The sequence below is a fragment of the Metallococcus carri genome (genome assembly GCF_011440275.1).
GTDB classification, from domain to species: Bacteria; Actinomycetota; Actinomycetes; order Actinomycetales; family Dermatophilaceae; genus Metallococcus; species Metallococcus carri.
Genome location: NZ_JAAOIV010000003.1, coordinates 276454 through 294980 on the forward strand (window position 1 = coordinate 276454; position 18527 = coordinate 294980).

Annotated in this window: 18 protein-coding genes; 9 read left to right on the forward strand and 9 right to left on the reverse strand. The window is 69.2% G+C overall.

Translation table 11 applies throughout. From position 1 onward, the window contains the following. Window positions 1-7: 7 nt before the first annotated feature. The 6 genes from G9U51_RS05985 to G9U51_RS06010 all read right to left on the reverse strand — a co-directional run bounded on the left by G9U51_RS05985 (window position 8) and on the right by G9U51_RS06010 (window position 6039). Entirely contained in the window at window positions 8-961 is a 954-nt protein-coding gene (locus G9U51_RS05985; RefSeq protein ID WP_456238025.1) for a proline dehydrogenase family protein, read from the reverse strand. A 22-nt stretch (window positions 962-983) separates the two neighbouring features. Further along, window positions 984-1766: a transglutaminase family protein gene (locus tag G9U51_RS05990; RefSeq protein ID WP_328823344.1), complete on the reverse strand. Its 783-nt coding sequence runs from the start codon at window positions 1764-1766 to the stop codon at window positions 984-986. Continuing rightward, complete coding sequence (locus G9U51_RS05995; protein ID WP_166194650.1) at window positions 1763-2689, reverse strand: alpha-E domain-containing protein; 927 nt, start codon at window positions 2687-2689, stop codon at window positions 1763-1765. Before G9U51_RS05995 ends, G9U51_RS05990 begins: the two co-directional genes overlap by 4 nt. After that, entirely contained in the window at window positions 2689-4236 is a 1548-nt protein-coding gene (locus G9U51_RS06000) for a circularly permuted type 2 ATP-grasp protein (RefSeq protein WP_166194937.1), read from the reverse strand. Before G9U51_RS06000 ends, G9U51_RS05995 begins: the two co-directional genes overlap by 1 nt. A gap of 75 nt (window positions 4237-4311) precedes the next feature. Further along, on the reverse strand, window positions 4312-5106 hold the full coding sequence (locus G9U51_RS06005) for a sugar phosphate isomerase/epimerase family protein (RefSeq protein ID WP_166194940.1): 795 nt from the start codon (window positions 5104-5106) through the stop codon (window positions 4312-4314). Window positions 5107-5112: 6 nt separating this feature from the next. After that, window positions 5113-6039, reverse strand: coding sequence for a Ppx/GppA phosphatase family protein (locus G9U51_RS06010; RefSeq protein ID WP_166194656.1), 927 nt, complete (start codon window positions 6037-6039; stop codon window positions 5113-5115). A 30-nt stretch (window positions 6040-6069) separates the two neighbouring features. Between G9U51_RS06010 and G9U51_RS06015 the strand changes: the two genes are divergently transcribed. Then, entirely contained in the window at window positions 6070-6867 is a 798-nt protein-coding gene (locus G9U51_RS06015; RefSeq protein ID WP_166194659.1) for a hypothetical protein, read from the forward strand. Between the two features lie 52 nt (window positions 6868-6919). Continuing rightward, window positions 6920-8326 carry a DNA repair protein RadA gene (gene radA, locus G9U51_RS06020; RefSeq protein ID WP_166194662.1) on the forward strand — a complete coding sequence of 469 codons (1407 nt, stop codon included), beginning with the start codon at window positions 6920-6922 and terminating at the stop codon, window positions 8324-8326. 24 nt (window positions 8327-8350) lie between these two features. Here the strand turns inward: radA and G9U51_RS06025 are convergent, their stop codons facing one another. Continuing rightward, window positions 8351-10027 (reverse strand): HNH endonuclease signature motif containing protein, encoded by a 1677-nt coding sequence (locus tag G9U51_RS06025; protein WP_166194665.1) that lies wholly within the window; start codon window positions 10025-10027, stop codon window positions 8351-8353. A gap of 848 nt (window positions 10028-10875) precedes the next feature. Here G9U51_RS06025 and disA point away from each other — a divergent pair. Both disA and G9U51_RS06035 read left to right on the forward strand, forming a co-directional pair. Next, the gene (disA, locus tag G9U51_RS06030; protein ID WP_166194668.1) at window positions 10876-11952 is read left to right on the forward strand and encodes a DNA integrity scanning diadenylate cyclase DisA; all 1077 of its coding nucleotides are present in this window, start codon (window positions 10876-10878) and stop codon (window positions 11950-11952) included. Then, the gene (locus tag G9U51_RS06035; RefSeq protein ID WP_328823345.1) at window positions 11949-12821 is read left to right on the forward strand and encodes an HhH-GPD family protein; all 873 of its coding nucleotides are present in this window, start codon (window positions 11949-11951) and stop codon (window positions 12819-12821) included. Before disA ends, G9U51_RS06035 begins: the two co-directional genes overlap by 4 nt. On the opposite strand, the gene G9U51_RS06040 is transcribed toward G9U51_RS06035, so the two are convergent. Continuing rightward, window positions 12818-13342, reverse strand: a complete 525-nt coding sequence (locus tag G9U51_RS06040) for a gluconokinase (protein ID WP_166194671.1) — start codon at window positions 13340-13342, stop codon at window positions 12818-12820. The two genes, G9U51_RS06035 and G9U51_RS06040, sit on opposite strands and share 4 nt — an antisense overlap. Before the next feature lie 52 nt (window positions 13343-13394). On the opposite strand from G9U51_RS06040, the gene G9U51_RS06045 reads away from it, so the two are divergent. The 5 genes from G9U51_RS06045 (at window position 13395) to G9U51_RS06065 (ending at window position 18014) form a co-directional block, all read left to right on the forward strand. After that, the gene (locus G9U51_RS06045) at window positions 13395-14201 is read left to right on the forward strand and encodes an ABC transporter permease (RefSeq protein ID WP_328823346.1); all 807 of its coding nucleotides are present in this window, start codon (window positions 13395-13397) and stop codon (window positions 14199-14201) included. 91 nt (window positions 14202-14292) lie between these two features. After that, window positions 14293-15969, forward strand: coding sequence for a peptide-N4-asparagine amidase (locus tag G9U51_RS17290; RefSeq protein WP_166194677.1), 1677 nt, complete (start codon window positions 14293-14295; stop codon window positions 15967-15969). 128 nt (window positions 15970-16097) lie between these two features. Beyond that, window positions 16098-16772, forward strand: coding sequence for an ABC transporter permease (locus G9U51_RS17295; RefSeq protein WP_328823347.1), 675 nt, complete (start codon window positions 16098-16100; stop codon window positions 16770-16772). Continuing rightward, window positions 16769-17650, forward strand: coding sequence for an ABC transporter ATP-binding protein (locus tag G9U51_RS17300; protein ID WP_166194680.1), 882 nt, complete (start codon window positions 16769-16771; stop codon window positions 17648-17650). Before G9U51_RS17295 ends, G9U51_RS17300 begins: the two co-directional genes overlap by 4 nt. Before the next feature lie 10 nt (window positions 17651-17660). Beyond that, on the forward strand, window positions 17661-18014 hold the full coding sequence (locus G9U51_RS06065) for an MGMT family protein (RefSeq protein WP_166194683.1): 354 nt from the start codon (window positions 17661-17663) through the stop codon (window positions 18012-18014). Here G9U51_RS06065 and G9U51_RS06070 read toward each other — a convergent pair. Further along, window positions 18011-18508, reverse strand: a complete 498-nt coding sequence (locus G9U51_RS06070; protein ID WP_328823348.1) for an amino-acid N-acetyltransferase — start codon at window positions 18506-18508, stop codon at window positions 18011-18013. The genes G9U51_RS06065 and G9U51_RS06070 overlap by 4 nt on opposite strands. Window positions 18509-18527 lie beyond the last annotated feature (19 nt).

Sequence of the window (18527 nt, forward strand, 5' to 3'; positions counted from 1 at the left end):
ACGACCATCATCCCCGGGTCGCGAGTCCGCGCAGGAAGAAGGCGGTGTTGGCGGGGCGCTCGGCCATCCGGCGCATGAGGTAGCCGTACCACTCATCGCCATACGGGACGTAGACGCGCATCTGCGCGCCGGTCGCGGCGAGGCGGCGCTGCTCCTTGGGGCGGATGCCGTAGAGCATCTGGTATTCGAAGGTGTCCGGGGTGCGCAGCGTGCGGGTCGCGAGCGAGCCGGCGATGGCGATGATCCGCGGGTCGTGGCTGGCGACCATCGGGTAGCCGTCGCCTTCCATCAGCACCTTGAGGCAGCGGACATAGGACAGGTCGACCTCCGCCTTGTCCTGGAAGGCGACCGACGCGGGCTCGTCATACGCGCCCTTGCACAACCGGACCCGGCTGCCCTCGGTGGCCAGGTCACGGCAGTCGGCCTCGGTGCGCTTGAGGTAGGCCTGCAGCACCGCACCGACCCAGGGATAGTCCGTGCGCAACTCGCGCACGGACTCCAGGGTGCGGTCGGTGGTGGTGTGGTCCTCCATGTCGATGGTGACCGTGGTGCCGGCGAGCTGCGCGGCCTCGCAGATGACGCGGGCATGGTCGAGGGCGATCCGGTCGCCGTCGGCGCCGAGGAACTGGCCGATCGCGGACAGCTTGACGCTCACCTCGAACCGCCCGTTCTCGGTCAGGCCGGACTCGGCCAGCTCGGCGAGGAGGGTGAGGTAGGCATCGCGGGTGGCCTGGGCCTGCTGCAGGTCGAGGGTGTCCTCGCCGAGGAAGTCGATGGTGCCGAGCAGTCCGTCGCTCCCCAGTTGCGAGCAGGCCGAGACCGCGTGGTCGGTGGTTTCGCCGGGGACGAAACGGGCAACGACGCTGCGGCTGACGGGCGCCTGGGTGATCGTCGTGCGGACCGCCTTGTTGCGGCTCACGCCGAGCAGACTCTGCCGGAGGACGGCCTTGGGATCGATCACGGGTGGGATGCCTCCGTCGTTGTCAGGCCAGGCGTGAGATCTCCACGGTCACGACCATCTTGCTGCCCGGTGTGCCGGTGAAGATGCCCCGCAGAGGGACCACGTCGGTGTAGTCCCGCCCATGCGCCACCTCAATGTAGAAGTCGTCCGGCGCACGACCGTTGACGGGGTCGACCGCCACCCAGGCGCCGTCCCACCACTCGATCCAGGCCTGCGCCTCACCGTCGAGCACGTCGCCGATCGCGGCGTCGCGGTCGGGCAGGACGTAACCGGCGACGAACCGGGCCGGCACGCCCTGGCTGCGCAGCATGCCGATGACCACGTGGGCGCGATCCTTGCTCGCCCTAGCCCCGCTGCGCACCTGGTCGAGCACCGCTGCGACGAACTGCGCCGGTGTCGCGCTGGCCCCGCGGAGCTCGGCTGCGGCCGCGCGCAGCTCCGGCCCGGGTTCGCACCGGTCGCCGATCGCCAGGAACTCCTCGAGGTCGTCAGTGACCTCGCTGCCCGTGAGTTGCTCCCAGGTGAGCCGCCGGCCGTCGACGGGCTTGCGGTCCACCTCGACGGTGCTCGTCGCCACCGCGGTGAGCGCGTCGTGCGGTTCGTGCAGCTCGAAGGTCGTGACGCGGGTGCCGAAATAGTCGGTCCAGCTCTCCTGCCAGGGGGTCGGTGTGATCTCCAGCCGCGTGTGCTGGACGGTCTGTCCCGCCGTGCTGCGCGGGACCATGCGCGCCTCGTTGTATGACGCCGTCGCCGGCCCGCTGTAGGTATAGCCGGCCCGGTGGACCAGCCGGAGGGTGACGCTCACAGGGGGCCTCCCAACCACTCGGGGGCGACTGCGCCCTCGAAGTAGCGGTGGGCGACCGCCTCGGTCGCCTCACCGCACATGCTCTGCAGGGCGCTCATCTCCCCCGCCAGGTCGGACAACAGCTCGGTGAGCGACAGATAGTCCATCCGGGCGCGAGCGCGTCCGATGATCCGCGCGGCGTCGCCGCCGAAGCCCACCCGGCGCTGGCGGGGGTCGAGCACCTCGAGGCAGGCCGCCGCCTGGCCGAGCGAGTAGGCGATCGAGCGCGGGAAGAGCCGGTCCTGCAGCAGGAATTCGGCTGCGGCGCGGGGCGATTCGATCGCTCGATAGGTGCGGGTGAAGGCGTGTGCACCACCGCAAGCACGCAAGGTGAGCAGCCACGACGCGGACGGCGCGGTGGCATAGGTCGTCATCTGGATCATCCGCGAGGTCATGTCGATGCGCTCGATGCTGCGGCCGAGGACGATGAACTGCCACCCGTCGTCGTGGCTTTGGGTCTGGTCGGCGAGCGCGGTGATCAGGTTGGCGCGCTCCCGCACCAGCCGGAAGCCGTCGGCGGGCCGCGGGCCGGACAGCTGGCAGTTGCTCACCATGTAGTACGTGGTGTTGAGGCCCTCCCACAGCTCGGTCGAGACGACCTCACGGGAGCGCCGGGCGTTTTCCCTGGCGGTCTCCAGTGCGAAGGCGATGGAACTGGGAGATGTGCTGTCCCACAACAGAACTCGCAGCACCGCGTCCGGATCGTTGACGCCGTCGTGCTGGGCGCCCATCGCGGCGAAGATCGACCGGCAGGTGGCCTCGCGGTCGATGACCGGGTCCTCCACCAGCAGCTGCAGATAGACGTCCAGCAGGCGGGCGAGGGCGTCCGCGCGCTCGACATACCGGCCGATCCAAAACAGCGCCTCGGCGATCCGGCTCAGCATCAGTGCTCGCTTCCGAAGGGGGTGCCGAGGACCTGGGTCATGCCGCCCATGGACTGCACCATCCCGGTCGGGGTCTGCGCCTGACCCATCCGCCCGGCCCGCAGGCCGGGGTGCAGCACCGCACCCTCGGCGGCGCTTTGCACCTGAATCTGGGTGTCGGTCGGCTCGGCCGCAAGCACCCAGGTGTCCTTGGAGCCGCCGCCCTGGGAGGAGTTCACGATGAGCTCGCCCTCCGGGAGGGCGACGCGGGTGAGGCCGCCGGGCAACACCCAGACCTTCTCGCCGTCGTTGATCGCGAACGGGCGCAGGTCGACATGGCGCGGTGCGAGCCGGTCGCCGACCAGGGTGGGCACGGTGGACAGTTGCACGACCGGCTGAGCGATCCAGCCGCGCGGGTCGGCGAGCAGCCGGGCGCGCAGGTCGGCGAGCTCGGCCTTGGTGGCGCGCGGGCCGATCACGATGCCCTTGCCGCCGGCACCGTCGACCGGTTTGAGGACGAGTTCGTCCAGCCGGTCGAGCACCTGGGCGCGGTGCTCGGGGTCCTCCATCCGCCAGGTGTCGACATTGGGCAGGATCGGTTCCTGGCCGAGGTAGTAGCGGATGAGGTCGGGCACGTAGGTGTAGACCAGCTTGTCGTCCGCGACGCCATTGCCCACGGCGTTGGCGATCGTCACATTGCCGCTGCGCGCCGCGTTGAGCAGGCCGGGGACGCCAAGCACCGAATCCCGCCGGAACGCAACGGGATCCAGGAAGTCGTCGTCGACCCGGCGATAGATGACGTGCACCGGGAACAGGCCGTGCGTGGTGCGCACCATCACCCGACCGCCCTGCGCGAGCAGATCCCGGCCCTCCACCAATCGGACGCCCATCAGCCGGGCGAGCAACGCGTGCTCGAAATAGGCCGCGTTGTAGGCGCCCGGGGTGAGCACGACGACGGTCGGGTCGGTGACGCCGGAGGGGGCGCACGCGCGCAGCGCCGCCAGCAGCTTGCCCGGATATTGCGAGACCGGCCGGATCCGGTGGTGGGCGAAGGCTTCCGGCAGCGCGGCCGACATCGCCCGGCGGTTGGTCATGACATAGGACACCCCCGACGGGATGCGGACATTGTCCTCGAGCACCCGGAAGGTGCCGTCGCTGTCCCGGATCAGGTCGATGCCGGCCACGTGCACCCGCACCTTGCCGGGCGGCTCGACGCCCTTGGCGACGCGCAGGAAGTGCGGGCTGCTCGTCACCACCCGTCGCGGGATGACCCGGTCGTTGAAGACCTGACCCTCGCCGTAGATATCGGAGAGGAAGGCCTCGAGCGCCGCAACCCGTTGTGCCACACCGGTTTCGACGGCCTGCCAGGACTGGTTATCGATGAGCCGCGGCACGATGTCGATGGGGAACGGGCGCTCCTCGCCACCGAGGTCGAAGGTGACGCCCTGGTCGAGGTAGGTGTGCGAGAGGTATTCCGCCCGAGCGCTGAGGTCGGCCAGGGTGAGGCCCTGCACCTGCCGCTGGACACCGGCATACGCCCCACGCACCTGCTCCTGCGCCTGGAACATCTCGTCGTAGGTCGCGGGGCGCGGCTGATATCCGTCGAAAATCGCGCTCACACGCTGACCGTAGCGAACCGCGGGTCAGGCCGACGAGGCAAAGTGCAGACGGGCGAAGGCGAGCGCTTCGGCCAGGTCGATCTCGCGCTGCTCGTCGGTGAGCTTGCGGGTGCCAACCTCGACCACGATGGATCCGTCAAACCCTTGTGCCGCAAGCATTTCCAGCACTTCGGCGCACGGCTGACCACCCCGCCCGGGCACCAGATGCTCGTCCTTGAAGGAGCCCAGGCCGTCGGCGAGATGCAGGTGCGACAACCGTGGCCCGAGATCGCGCACCATCTGCACGGCGTCCGAGCCGGCGGTGGCGGTGTGCGACAGGTCGAGGGTGACGTGCTGGTAGTCCTCGCCGACCGGGTCCCAGTGGGGCAGATAGGCCTGCATCTCCCGGCCACGCGCCCGCCAGGGAAACATGTTCTCGACCGCGACGTGGATGCCGGTGTCGGCTTCGCGCTGCGCGACGCCCTCGACGAACTCGGCGGCATAGTCGCGCTGCCAGCGAAAGGGTGGGTGCACCACCACGGTCGAGGCGCCGACCTCCTGAGCGAGCTGGATCGAGTTGTCCACCTTGACCCAGGGGTCTGGCCCCCAAACCCGTTGTGTCAGAAGCAAAGTCGGCGCGTGCACCGACACGATCGGTATGCCGTAGTGGTCCACCAACCGGCTCAGCGCACCGGCCTCCTGGCTGACCGTCTCGGTCCAGACCATGACCTCGATGCCGTCATAGCCGAGCCGCTCGGCCAGGTCGAAAGCCCCCGCCACCCCGAGTGGATAGACCGAGGCCGTCGACAGGGCGACAGCAGCGTCCGGCACCCGCACCACCACCGTTCAGGCCTCGAGCCAGTCCAGGCGGCGCAGGATGACACCCTCGCGCAACGCCCATGGACACAGAGCCAACTGGTCGACGTCGAGCAGGTCCATCGCCGCCTCGACCACCATCGCCCCAGCCAGCAACTGTCGCGCGCGGGAGGCGGAGACGCCGGGCAACTCCGCCCGCTGGGCGGCCGGCATACCGGCGAGGCGGTGCACGAGACCGTGCAGATCCTCGCGGGCGAGGGTGCGCTCGACATACGGACCCTCGTCGCGCGGGGCCGCGCCGCAGACGCGGGCGAGCGAGCGGATCGTCTTGCTGGTGCCGACGACATGATCGGGCGCGCCGACCTTGGTGAGATCGCGCAGGCTGCGGGCGATATCGGAGCGGATCGACCGGCGCAGGGCCTTGATCGCGGCCGGGTCGGGCGGATCACCGGGCAGGGAGCGGGTGAGCCGGCCGGCACCGAGGGGCAGGCTGACGGCGGCGTCGGGCTCCTCGTCGATGCCGACGGCGAGTTCGAGCGAGCCACCGCCGATGTCGACGACCAGCAGCCGGCCGGCCGACCAGCCGAACCAGCGGCGGACGGCCAGGAAGGTCAGCGTGGCTTCGGCCGGACCGTCGAGCACCTGCAGATCGACGCCGGCCTCGGTGCGGACCGCGGTGAGCACCTCGTCGCCGTTGGGTGCCTCGCGGATGGCGCTGGTCGCGAAGGCGAGCAGGTCCTCGATGCCGTGGTCGTCGGCGATGGTCTGGCATTCGGCGACGAACTCCACCAGCAGGCGCGCGCCCTCGGGGTCGATCAGGCCCTCGTCGGTGGTGTGCTCCGACAGCCGCAGCTCGCGCTTGTGGGAGAACGCCGGCAGCGGGTGGGCGCCTCGGTGAGCGTCAACCACGAGCAGGTGAACCGTGTTGGAGCCCACGTCGATGACACCGAGCCGCATGTCACCGAGGCTATCGGCAAGAATGCGCGCGTGAGTGAGTCACCCCTGCAGACGCCGCGCGTCTGGGTCGAGTTCGACAATCCCGAGGATGAGAACGAGCGCTTCCGGTGTGACCTCACCTGGCTGACCTCCTCCTGGACCTGCATCTTCGGTGCCGGCTGCCAGGGCATCTACGAGACCCGGCCGGACGACGGTTGCTGCACGCTCGGCGCGCATTTCACCGGCAAGCAGGACCTCAAGCTGGTCCGCGATGTCGCGCGCGAGCTCGGGCCGGACGAGTGGCAGTTCTACGACGAGGGGCATTCCAAGGCCGGCTGGACCCAGAAGGAGGACGACGCCACCAAGACCCGCGTGGTCGAGGGCGCGTGCATCTTCCTCAACCGGCCCGGCTTTCCCGCTGGTGCCGGGTGTGCGTTGCACCAGCACGCGATGGCCGAGGGGAAGCCGCCGCACACGATGAAGCCCGATGTGTGTTGGCAGCTGCCGATCCGGCGGACCTTCCGCACGGTCGAGCTGGCCGACGACACGTCATACCTGGAGATTTCGATCGGCGAATACGACCGGCGCGGCTGGGGGCCGGGCGGGCACGACCTGGATTGGTACTGCTCGGGCAACCCCGAGGCGCATGTCGGTCGGGAGCCGGTCTATGTGTCCAACAAGCCGGAGCTGGTCTCGCTGATGGGCAAGAAAGCGTATGCCGAACTGCGCCGCCGGTGCGAGGCGCATCTCGCCGGGGTGCGCGCGGCCCGCGAATCCGGCGACCGCAAGCTGCTGCCGCTGCTCGTGCACCCGGCAACGCTTGCGGCCCAGAGGCGGGCTCAGCGCTAGCAACCGCCTGGCCCGACGATGGCTGTCGGTGCGGGCGTCTACGTTGACGCGCATGGCGAGCAAACGGACGACCCCGGCATACCGCTGCACGGAGTGCGGCTGGACCGCGATCAAGTGGGTGGGTCGCTGCGGCGAATGTCAGGCCTGGGGCACAGTCGCCGAGGTGGGCGAGGTCAAGCCGCGCACGACGCCCGCCGCGCACGTGGCCCGGCCGGCGCAACCGATCGGCGAGGTCGACGCGACCCGGGCGAGTGCACGCCCGACCGGGGTCGGCGAGTTCGATCGGGTGCTGGGCGGGGGTCTGGTGACCGGCGCGGTCGTGCTCGTCGCGGGTGAACCCGGCATCGGCAAGTCGACCCTCCTGCTGGACGTGGCGGCGCGCGCGGCCCGCGAGGACCGGCAGGTGCTCTACGTCAGCGGTGAGGAGTCGGCGGCGCAGGTGCGGTTGCGGGCCGAGCGCATCGAGGCTCTGGCGCGCACGCTCTATCTGGCGGCCGAAACCGATCTGGCCACCGTGCTCGCGCAGGTCGATCAGGTCAAACCGACGCTGCTCATCATCGACTCGGTGCAGACGATCGCCTCGGCTGACATCGAGGGCGCGCCCGGCAATGTCGGGCAGATCCGCGAGGTGGCGGCGAGCATCATCCAGATCGCCAAGGAGCGCGGCATCAGCGTGCTGCTCGTGGGGCATGTCACCAAGGACGGCTCGATCGCCGGTCCGCGGGTGCTGGAGCATCTCGTTGACGTCGTCGTGCAGTTCGAGGGTGAGCGGCATTCGAGGTTGCGGATGGTGCGGGCGGTGAAGAACCGCTTCGGTCCCACTGACGAGGTCGGCTGTTTCGACCTGTCCGATGTGGGGATCGTCGGGTTGCCCGATCCCAGCGGGCTCTTCCTCAGTCGCTCCCCCGAACCCATCGCCGGCACCTGCGTCACCGTCACCCTCGAGGGGCGGCGGCCGTTGGTGACCGAGGTGCAGGCGCTGGTGGCGCCAGGCGCTGGCGGTTCGCCGCGTCGCACCACCAGCGGGGTCGAGTCGTCGCGCACGGCGATGATCCTGGCCGTGCTCGAGCGGCATGCGCGGTTGTCGCAGGTGCGTCAGTCGGACTGCTATGTCTCGACCGTGGGCGGCGTCCGCGTCGCCGAACCGGCCGCCGATCTCGCGCTTGCGCTCGCGATGGCCGGTTCTGCGTTGGACCGGCCTCTGCCTGCCCAGACCCTCGCCGTCGGCGAGGTCGGTCTTGCCGGGGAGGTCCGCCCGGTCGGTGGTGTCTCGCGTCGCCTCGCCGAAGCGGCACGGGTCGGCTTCACCCGCGCGATCATCCCGGTCGGTTGCCTCGACGGCTCCCCGCCAGCCGGTATGACGGTCCGCGAGGTCACCGACATCGCCACCGCCGTCCGGCTGATCGACAGCCCGGGTCGGCCGGTCGACAGCCAGGGGAGGACCTCGGCGCAGTCGTGAAAGTCGTTGCGCCCGCCCGCGTTTTCAGGCTGCGGTAATCATCTGGAAGATGCGGTGTTCGAGGTCGCTGTGCTGCCGGGGATTGATGGTGGGGAGTGGCAGGGGTGGTGGGGTGCTGGTGTACGCGTGTCCGGTCGGGGTGGTGGTGCTGACGGTATGCCGCCGACTGCCGCTGTCGCTGTCGTCTTGGGTGTCGCGTCGGGTGTGCCAGTCGGGGTGTTCTTTGAGGTAGTTGCAGCTGGCGCACAGGCCTTGGCCGTTGTCCATGCTGGTGGGTCCGCCGTCGGTGTGGCGGCGGATGTGGTCGATGTGGCGGATGGGGGCGTCGCAGTAGGGGGTGCGGCACACTTCGTCGCGCAGGCTGATCGCTTGGCGCAGCAGCCCGGTGAAGGTCCTCGAGGTGGATTCGACTCGCACGAGGTCGGGGTCGTCGGGGTCGGTGAACAACCGCCGGATCAACGCCCTGGACGCCCGGTACTCCCGATCGTCAGGTGGGGAGCCCGAGGCTGGCATATCGACACCGGGCGGCCTCGCGGTGGGTCGGGTGGTGCCGGTCGCGGCGAGTTTGCGGGCCAGGATCCCGGGCAGGGTGCCCATGTTCTCGACCCTCGCGGGGGTGTTGCTCGCGCCGACCAGCGTGTCGGGGGTCATCAGCACCCCGATGGTCACGTCGCACCCACTGGTGACGGGGTTCCGGCCGGTGAGGCGTTCGATGAACAGGTCGGCTTCGATCTGCGCCCTAGTGCGCCGGGTGCCACCCATGGCTTCGGGCACCTGCCCGGGCTGGGTGGCGTACACGGCCGCGGCGGCATCGCGTACCGCGAATTTCGCGGCGACGGCTTCGGTGAACGGCACGATCGCGGTCAACGCGGCCATCCCATCACCCAGGTCCCGCACGCTGACCCGCCGCCGGGTCACGGCCGCAGCGTGCCGGTGTGCGGCCGCACCGGGTTCGTGTTCATCGACCAGGGCCCGGGCGCGTCGCCCGACCCGCCGGGCCGCCCACCGGGTGCACCCTTCGGCGTGCAACCGGGCATCCACCACTCCTGCGGTGTGCCGGGAAGTGTGCGCGGTCGCCCGGGCGATCTGCGCGGCGGCGTCTTCGGACAATTCCCCACGCGTCATCGCCGCCAACGTGCCCGGTAACCGGTCCACCAACGCCTCAGCGACCCCGAGCAGGCGCCGCCCCTGGGATGGGGAACACCGCCGGGCTAACCCGACTTGCGCGGCCACCGACCGGCGGCTCACCTGCTCATCCAGCCCGCGGGCCTGGTCCCGGCCGGTCTGCACCCGGTCCAAGTCCACGGCCAGGCGGGCTTGCGCGGCCGCGCACGCGTTCTTCACCCGCTCCAACACCGTGATCGCCTCCACCAGCACCGCACCCGTCAGATCCGGGGCGCCCGAATCAGCGGCAGCACCAGGATCAGCGGGGTCGGCAGTGTCGGTGGGCGGGGACACACTCAAGCTGACCTCATCCAGGGCAGCTAACCGCTCGATCAAGGCGCGCAACTCCGCAGCGGTCGGCGCCGACAACGCCCCATCACATGTCGGGGCGGCCGCGGTGGCGGGTGCGGAGGTGGCGTCCGACATGGCGTGCGGCGCAGTGGCGGAGGTGTTGTTGGTGTTGTTCGAGCGCGCACTGTCCGCGCCGGCGGCCGGTTCCGGCCCTGGCGTCGGGGTGTTCTCACGCGCTTCGAACATGTTTCTATTCTAGCTGCCCGGTGGGACACTGTCAGCATTTTTCACAGGTTTTATTTACGCTGAGAGCGAACATTCGAGGCTGTCAGTGGTGCCGGTTAGCGTGGTCCCGTGTGTGCTTTTTGACGGCCGCGACCGGCACCCAATTCCGGAACGACAGAACCTCCGCCCGAAGGGCCGGGAAGTGGTCGCTATCACCGCCACATTCCTCTACTACGGGTGTAGCGAACGCGAGGTGAGCTCACGGCAGCCGGATCGGCAGGCAGGCAGTCCGGCAGGCAGGCACTGAGGCTGCCGATGACGACTAACGGATCGGCCGGCCCACCGGCCAGTCCCCCTGGGGACCCACACGGCTCGGCGTTCTGGCCCGCTGCTCGCGCGAGTCGCCGCCCTGGTGGGGCGGGCGGACAAGGTGGTAGGAGCGCGCGACCAGAGGGGTCGCTATAACCGCCACATTTCTCTACTACGGATGTAGAGCATGAGAGGCCACCGCCAGCCGACCAAAACTCGCCGCACGGCCGGTGATTGGCGCCCGCTCGGGCAACGAAAACTCGCCGCTCGGCCGGTGATTGGTGCCCGCTCGGGCGACCAAAACTCGCCGCTCGTCCGGCAAAGAGTCGCCGCTCGATAACTCGCCAGGAACGAGAAAACGACTGCGCGAGCGGGAGGGGCGGAAAGTGGTCGCTATAACCGCCAGATTCCTCTACTACGGGTGTAGACGACGACGTGACTGGTCGGGCGGCGAAAATCACCTACGGATGCGACAGGTGAGCACCCGGCATACCGGCTGAGGGAGCGGACGGACAGGCGAGTCCACCGATGGCGGCGGCTCGTCACCTACAGTGACCACCGTGGAGCGCACCCCTGACGAGATTTTGCACGAGACCCTGGCCGCCGCAGCTCCCGGAACCGTGCTGCGCGAGGCGCTCGAGCGGATCCTTCGTGGGCGCACGGGCGCGCTGATCGTGCTCGGCAGCGACCGGGTGGTCGACGAGATCTCGACCGGCGGTTTCCCGCTCGACATCGAGTTGTCGGCGACCCGTCTGCGCGAGCTGGCCAAGATGGACGGCGCGATCGTTGTCGACCAGGACCTCACCCGAATCGTCCGCGCCGCAACGCAACTCGTGCCCGACCCCTCGATCGAGACGCGCGAGTCGGGCACCCGGCACCGCACCGCTGAGCGGGTCGCCAAGCAGACCGGCTACCCGGTGATCACGGTCAGCCAGTCGATGCAGATCATTGCGATCTATGTCGGCAACCTGCGGCACGTGCTGGAGGACTCGACCGCGATCCTGTCGCGCGCCAACCAGGCGCTGCAGACGCTCGAGCGCTACAAGGTCCGCCTCGATGAGGTCACTGGCACCCTCTCCGCGCTGGAAATCGAGGACCTGGTCACCGTCCGCGATGTTGCCGCCGTGCTGCAGCGGATGGAGATGGTGCGGCGAATTTCGGACGAGATCAACGCCTATGTCGTCGAGCTCGGTGTCGACGGCCGGTTGATCTCGCTGCAGGTCGACGAACTCGCGTCCGGCCTGGACGACGACCGGGAGTTGCTCATCCGCGACTATGCCGGCGCCGACCGCACCGGCACCTCGGTCGAAGAAGCGATGGCCAATCTCACCGAGCTGAGCGCCACCGACCTGCTCGATCTGGCCGCCCCGACACGCGCGCTCGGCTATCCGGTCGTCGGCGACAATCTCGACCTCGCTGTGACGCCGTCGGGCTATCGCCTGCTGTCCAAGGTGCCCCGCCTGCCCGCCGCGATCATCGACCGGCTGGTCGGCCAGTTCGGCACGCTGCCGAAGCTGATGGCGGCCGACCCCGACGAACTGCTGGCCGTCGACGGCGTCGGCGACCTGCGCGCCCGCGCCGTCCGCGAGGGCCTCGCCCGCCTCGCCGAGTCGAGCCTGCTCGAACGTTACGTGTGAACGAGCAGCTGCACGAGGCGATCCTTTCCTGGTATGCCGGAGCGCGGCGCGACTTGCCGTGGCGCCGCGCCGACCGCTCGCCCTGGGGTGTGCTTGTGTCGGAGGTGATGCTCCAACAGACTCCAGTGGCTCGGGTGCAGCCGGTCTGGGAGGAGTGGATGGCGCGCTGGCCGACGCCGACCGACCTGGCGAATGCCGCTCCAGGTGATGCGGTGCGGCATTGGGGACGCCTGGGCTATCCACGTCGTGCGCTGCGGCTGCATGCGGCGGCGACCGCCATACGCGATGAGCACGACGGTGAGGTTCCATCGGATCCCGTTGTGCTGCAATCACTTCCGGGCATCGGCGCCTATACGGCGGCAGCGGTGGCGGCCTTTGCGTTCGGCGTGCGAACGGTCGTGGTCGACACCAATGTGCGGCGCGTCGAAGCCCGCCTCGTCAGTGGTGAACCCCTGCCGGCGGCCACCCTGACTGCAGCCGAGACCAAGCTGGCGGCCGAGCTCCTCCCCAAAGACGACACCGACGCAGCCACCTGGAATGTCGCGGTGATGGAGCTCGGCGCGTTGATCTGCACGGCGCGGACCCCGGCGTGCGATCGCTGCCCGGTGCGGTCGATGTGTGCCTGGCAACTCGCCGGCGCCCCGGCATACGACGGTCCACCGCGGAAGGGGCAGAAGTGGGCGGGCACCGATCGGCAGGTGCGCGGACGGCTGCTGCAGGTGCTACGCGAGGCTCACGGCCCGGTCGAGCGCGTGAGCCTCGACGCCGCGTGGGACGTTGCGGCACAACGGGATCGGTGCCTCGCCGGGCTCATCGAGGACGGTCTGGTCGAGCCGCTCGACGACGGCCGTTTTGCGCTGCCCGGCTAGTCGAGGCCAAGCGCCGCGAGCGCATCGTTGAGCGCATCCTCGGGCGAACCGTGCGCGCGCACGACCACGCCCGGCTCGTCCGGCTGGAGCGCTTCGAGCGTGTCGAGCTGCGAGTCGAGCAAGGACGCCGGCATGTAGTGGCCCTTGCGCTCGGCCAGCCGCTGCGCGAGCACCTCACGCGGCACGTCCAGGTAGAGGAACCGGACGCCGGGACGGTTCTCCCGCAACAGATCCCGGTAGCTGCGTTTGAGCGCCGAGCACGTGATGACGGCACTGCGGCCGGACTTCTCCTGCTGGGTGATCCACTCCCCGATCTGCCGCAGCCATGGCCACCGGTCCTCGTCGGTGAGCGGTATGCCGGCCCGCATCTTGGCGACGTTCGCGGCGGGGTGGAAGTCGTCGCCCTCGGCATACATCCAGCCCAGCCGTCGGGCGATGCCCTCAGCGAGCGTGGTCTTGCCAGACCCGGACACCCCCATCACGATGATCGACTGGACGGAGACGTTGTTCGCAGCGGCCATGACCTCACACTTTCATTGCAGACATCCGGCGACCACGGTAGCTTCGCCGATTGTGCCTGCGACGCTCGCGCCCTACTGGCGCCTCTTCCTCGCGGGCATCCGGCAGCAGTCGACCTACCGCCTGGCGATGTTCGGCGGACTGGTCGCCAACACCACCTTCGGCTTCCTCAAGGTCGCGATGCTGCTCGCCACCGTGCGCGCGGCGGGCGGTGAGATCCAGGGATACGACATCGGCGAGATGAGCGCCTACATCTGGCTGTCGCAGGGACTGCTCGGCTCGATCAACCTCAACGGCCGCACCGCCTTCGCCGACCGGATCAAGACCGGCGACATCGCGATCGACTTCGCCCGGCCGATGAACGTGCAGTGGGGTCAGGTCGCCACCGAGGTCGGCAAGTCGGTCTACGCCCTGCTCCCGCGCGGGCTGCCGTCGGTCGCCATCGGCGCGCTCGTCGTCGGTATGACGATGCCGGTTACCCCCCTGCCCTACCTCCTGGGCGTGGTGTCGCTCCTGCTGGGTTTTGTCATCTCGGCGACCACGGCATACGCGCTCAACACCACCGGCTTCTGGCTGGTGGAGACGCGCGGCGTGCAGGTGCTCTACATGGTGGTGTCGGGCTTCTTCGCCGGGCTGTTCGTGCCGATCTCGTTCTTCCCGGGCTGGCTGCTGGCGATCGCGCAGGCGACGCCGTTCCCGTCGATGATGATGTTCCCGATCGACATCGTCTCCGGCCGGGTCACCGGTTCAGGTGCCTACGCGCTGCTCGGAGTGCAGCTGCTGTGGTTGCTGGTCACCGCGGTGCTCGGCCACGTGTTGACGCTGGCGGGTCGTCGCAAGGTAGAGATACAGGGCGGCTAAGCGAAAGCCCGGGGAGGAACCGCAGCGCAGCGAGGACCGGACCCGGGCGCGGAGCTTAGCCAGATAGCTCGTTGAGGACTACGTTCCAGGTATGCCGAACCGTCACCCCGCCATACTCCTGCCCGCCGCGTTCGCGCTTGCCGTCGCGCCGTTCGCCGTCACCTCGTCCGCCGCGGCCGACACTGGCCCGGTGACGAGCAACCCGCCCGCCACCTTCGGCCCGACCTGGGACAGCCCGCGCACCGCGGAGCAGCCGGTCCCGGTGCCGAACACCCCGTCCTGCTCGGTCACCGTGCTCACCCACGGTTTCGACAACTTCGATGTGGTGAAGACGCCCTACACTGCGCCGACCTGCGGCACGAAGGGCTACGCCAAGGCCGTGCTCAAGCTCGACGGCTCGGTCAAGGGACGGCAATACGACCGGCTCGGCCGCCTGGACATCAACGGCGTGCGGGTGCTCACCACCTCGACGCCGGAACCGAGCGCGGCAGGCATCACCTGGCACACCGAGAAGGACGTCACCGACCTGCTGCCAGTGCTCACCAAGAGCGGCACGAGCGCGATGGCGATCGGCAATGTCGTCAACGACACCTACACCGGTGTGTTCAACGTCAAGGTCACCATCGACTTCTACATCGCGCAGGGCCCGGTCAAGGCGGCCAGCACCGCCGATCAGGTGCTGCCACTCGCCGGCACACGATCCGAGAGCGGCGATCTGGTCGGCACCATCACCGCCCCGCGCAGCAGCGAACGCGTCACCGCGCAGGTCTACGCCACCGGCTCCGGCGGCGGGTGCGAGGAGTTCTGGGACACCTCGGCTCCGGCCTCGACCGGCTACTCCTGCCCCGACGGGCTGCCGTATCGCGAGGTCGACGTGCTGATCGACGGCAAGCTCGCCGGTGCCGCGCTGCCGATCGCGTATGTCTACACGGGCGGCTGGTCCAACCCCTTTCTCTGGTACAACATCCCCTCCCCCGGCGCATTCAACATGGCACCGCTGGAGTACGACCTCACGCCCTTCGTCGGGGTGCTGAACGACGGCAAGGCCCATGAGGTGCGCGTCCAGGTCGCGGGCGGCCCGAGCAACGGATCCGGGTGGAGCCTCGCCGCCGTGATGCAGGTGTGGACCGACCCGCTCGGCCGGACGCTCCCCGCGCAGCTGGTCAGCACGAGCGGCTCACCCGCCGCGATCCGGTCCCAGGTCACCGGCCAGAACGACAACGCCGGCTCGGTCACCATGGACGCGCGCCGCAGCTTCACCGCGACCGGGTGGGTCGACACCGCACGCGGGCGGGTCACCACCACCGTGCAGCGCACACTCACCAATGCCTCCCGGCATACCTGGACCGATGGGGAGAGCCGGGACGACCTCGACGCGAACTGGTCCGACAAGCAGGTCGTCACCTCCGCCGAGAAGAACCGCAAGCCCTCGGTCGCCACCACCGCGCTCGACTGGTCCAAGAAGGGTTACATCACCTTCCTGCCGCACCCGGGCATCCCGGACGCCTACGACATCACCACCGACCTCACGATCGGCATCAACCGGGACGAGCAGTCGACCGTCTACGGCCGGCCCCAGCCGGGTCTGACGACGACGAATACCTTTACCGGACAAGCGAGTTGGCTGTATGGCGTGCCGCGTGAGCAGCGCACTGCGAGCTCCCACAGCAAGCAGGTCTACACCGCACGCACGGACGGCTCGGCATACCGGCACACGCTCGAGGCCGTCAACGGCTACTTCACCGTCGACGAGGAGCAGGGCCGCTGACCACCTCCGATCTCACCGCCTACCGGGCGGTCCTCGGCTCACGGCTGCGCAGCCAGCGCAGCTATCGCGCGAACTTCCTGATCGACCTGGGCAGTTCGTTCCTCGTCGGCTTCGTCGAACTCGCCGAGGTGTGGCTGGTCTTCCACAACGTCAAGGCGCTCGGCGGGCTGACCTTCACCCAGGTGCTGCTGGTCTTCGGCATCGCCGATGTCTGCTTCTCGCTGGCCGATATGTTCTTCGGCCACCTGGACTCGCTGCCGACCTACCTGCGGCAGGGCACGCTCGACGTGTTCTACCTGCGACCCCAGCCGTTGCTGCTGCAACTGATCACCAGCGACATCTCCCTGCGACGGCTCTCGCGCGCCTCGGTCGGACTCGCCAGCATGGTGATCGCGCTGTGGCTCAACGACATTCACTGGAGCGCGGCCACCGTCGGGTTGCTCGCGATGACCATGATCTGCTCGACCGCGATCTACTGCGCGGTCTACGTCTGGGCTGCCGGCGCGCAGTTCTTCCTCGTCAACGGGGCGGAGTTCACCAACGCCTTCGTCTACGGCGGGCGGTATGCTGCGACGCAGCCCGCCTCGGTCTGGAACAAGCCGCTGAAGGTGGTCTTCGGGTTCATCTTCCCGATGGCGATCACCGCCTATGTCCCGACGCTCGCCCTGCTCGGCCTGCCGGGGCCGTCCTGGCTGCCCGCGTGGCTCGCCTGGACGACACCGCTCTTCGCGGCGTGGAGCTGGATCTTCGGCCTGGCATTCTGGCGGTTCGGGGTGCGGCACTATCAAGGGGGTGGCGGGTGATCATCGAAACCGACCAGCTGACAAGGGAATTCAAGCGGCGCGGCAAGCCCAAGCTGGTAGCCGTCGACCACTTGGACATCCGGGTCGAGCCGGGCGAGACCGTCGGCTATATCGGTGCCAACGGTGCTGGCAAGTCGACCACGATCAAGATGCTCACCGGCATCCTCGTGCCGACCAGCGGCAGCGTGCGCACTTGCGGACTCGACCCGCTGAAGCAGCGGCGCGAACTCGCCCGCCGCGTGGGCGTGGTCTTCGGCCAGCGCTCGCAGCTGTGGTGGGATCTGCCGACGGCCGAGTCGTTCACGATCCTCGGCGCGATCCACCACCTCGGCCGCACCGAACTCACCGCCCGCCGCGACGAACTCGTCGAGCAACTCGAGCTCGGCGAGTTCCTCTCGACCCCGGTCCGGCAACTGTCCCTCGGCCAGCGGATGCGCGCGGAAGTCGCTGCGGCACTGCTGCATTCGCCGCAACTGATCATCCTGGACGAGCCGACGATCGGCCTCGACGTGCTGTCCAAGCAGCGGCTGCGCGACTTCCTGGTCGCCGAACGCCGCCGCCACGGCACCACCCTGCTGCTCACCACCCACGACATGGGCGACATCGAGCGCCTCTGCGAGCGCGTCCTCGTCGTCGACCACGGCCGTCTGGCGTATGACGGCTCGCTCGCCGGCCTGTCCCGCACGGTCGGCGCCCAGCGGGTGCTGGTGGTGGACCTGGCCGACGGGACGCGGCAAAGGATCCCGTTCGACGCCGAAAAGGTCACTGCCGCAACGGTTTTGGCGCAGGCGAGTGAGCGCGCGGAGGTGCGTGATCTGTCGATCGAGGAGCCGGACATCGAGGACGTCGTGCGGCGGATTTACTCCGCGGCGCGATGAACGAGGCCCGATGAACGAGGTCGTCCGCGAGCAGGTCCACACGATCGCCCGGCTGGTGCCGCCCGGCCGGGTCGTCAGCTACGGCGACATCGCCGGCATGCTGCTGATCAACCCGCGCCAGGTCGGCCAGATCATGGCGGCCAGCCGCCCGGAGGACGAGCTGCCGTGGTGGCGGATCACCAGCTCGTATGGCGACCTGCCGCGCCACCTGCGCGACGAGGGATTCGCGATCTGGGCGGAGGAGGGCATCACCGTCAAACCCAACGAATTGGGTTGTCGCATCAAGGATTTCCGCGCCGACCTGGCCGAGGTGGCGAACGCCGCCGAGGCAGAGCTCGGGCCGTTGCCGGGAGTCAGTGGTTAGAAGGTCAGCAGCATCCGGGTGTTGCCGAGCGTGTTCGGCTTCACCCGGTCCAGGTCGAGGAACTCGGCGACACCTTCGTCGTAGGACTGCAGCAGCTCGGCATACACCTCGGGCTCGGCGGGCGCGCCGTCCATCTCCTCGAAGCCGTGCGCGGCGAAGAACTCCGTCTCGAAGGTGAGGCAGAAGACCCGCTCGACACCGAGGGCTCGCGCCCGGTCCAGCAACTGGGCGAGCAGCCCATGCCCCACTCCGAGCCCGCGCACCGCCGGCGAGACTGCGAGCGTGCGCACCTCCGCCACGTCCTCCCACATCACGTGCAGCGCGCCGCAGCCGACCAGCTCGCCATCGCGCTCGGCGACCAGGAACTCCTGCACCGACTCGTAATAGGACACCGCCGGCTTGGGCACGATCGCGCGCGACTCGACATACGGCCGGACGATCTCGCGCATGGCCCGCACGTCATGCGCCGTCGCGGGGCGGATCAGGAAGCTCACGCGCGCACGATATCGACAG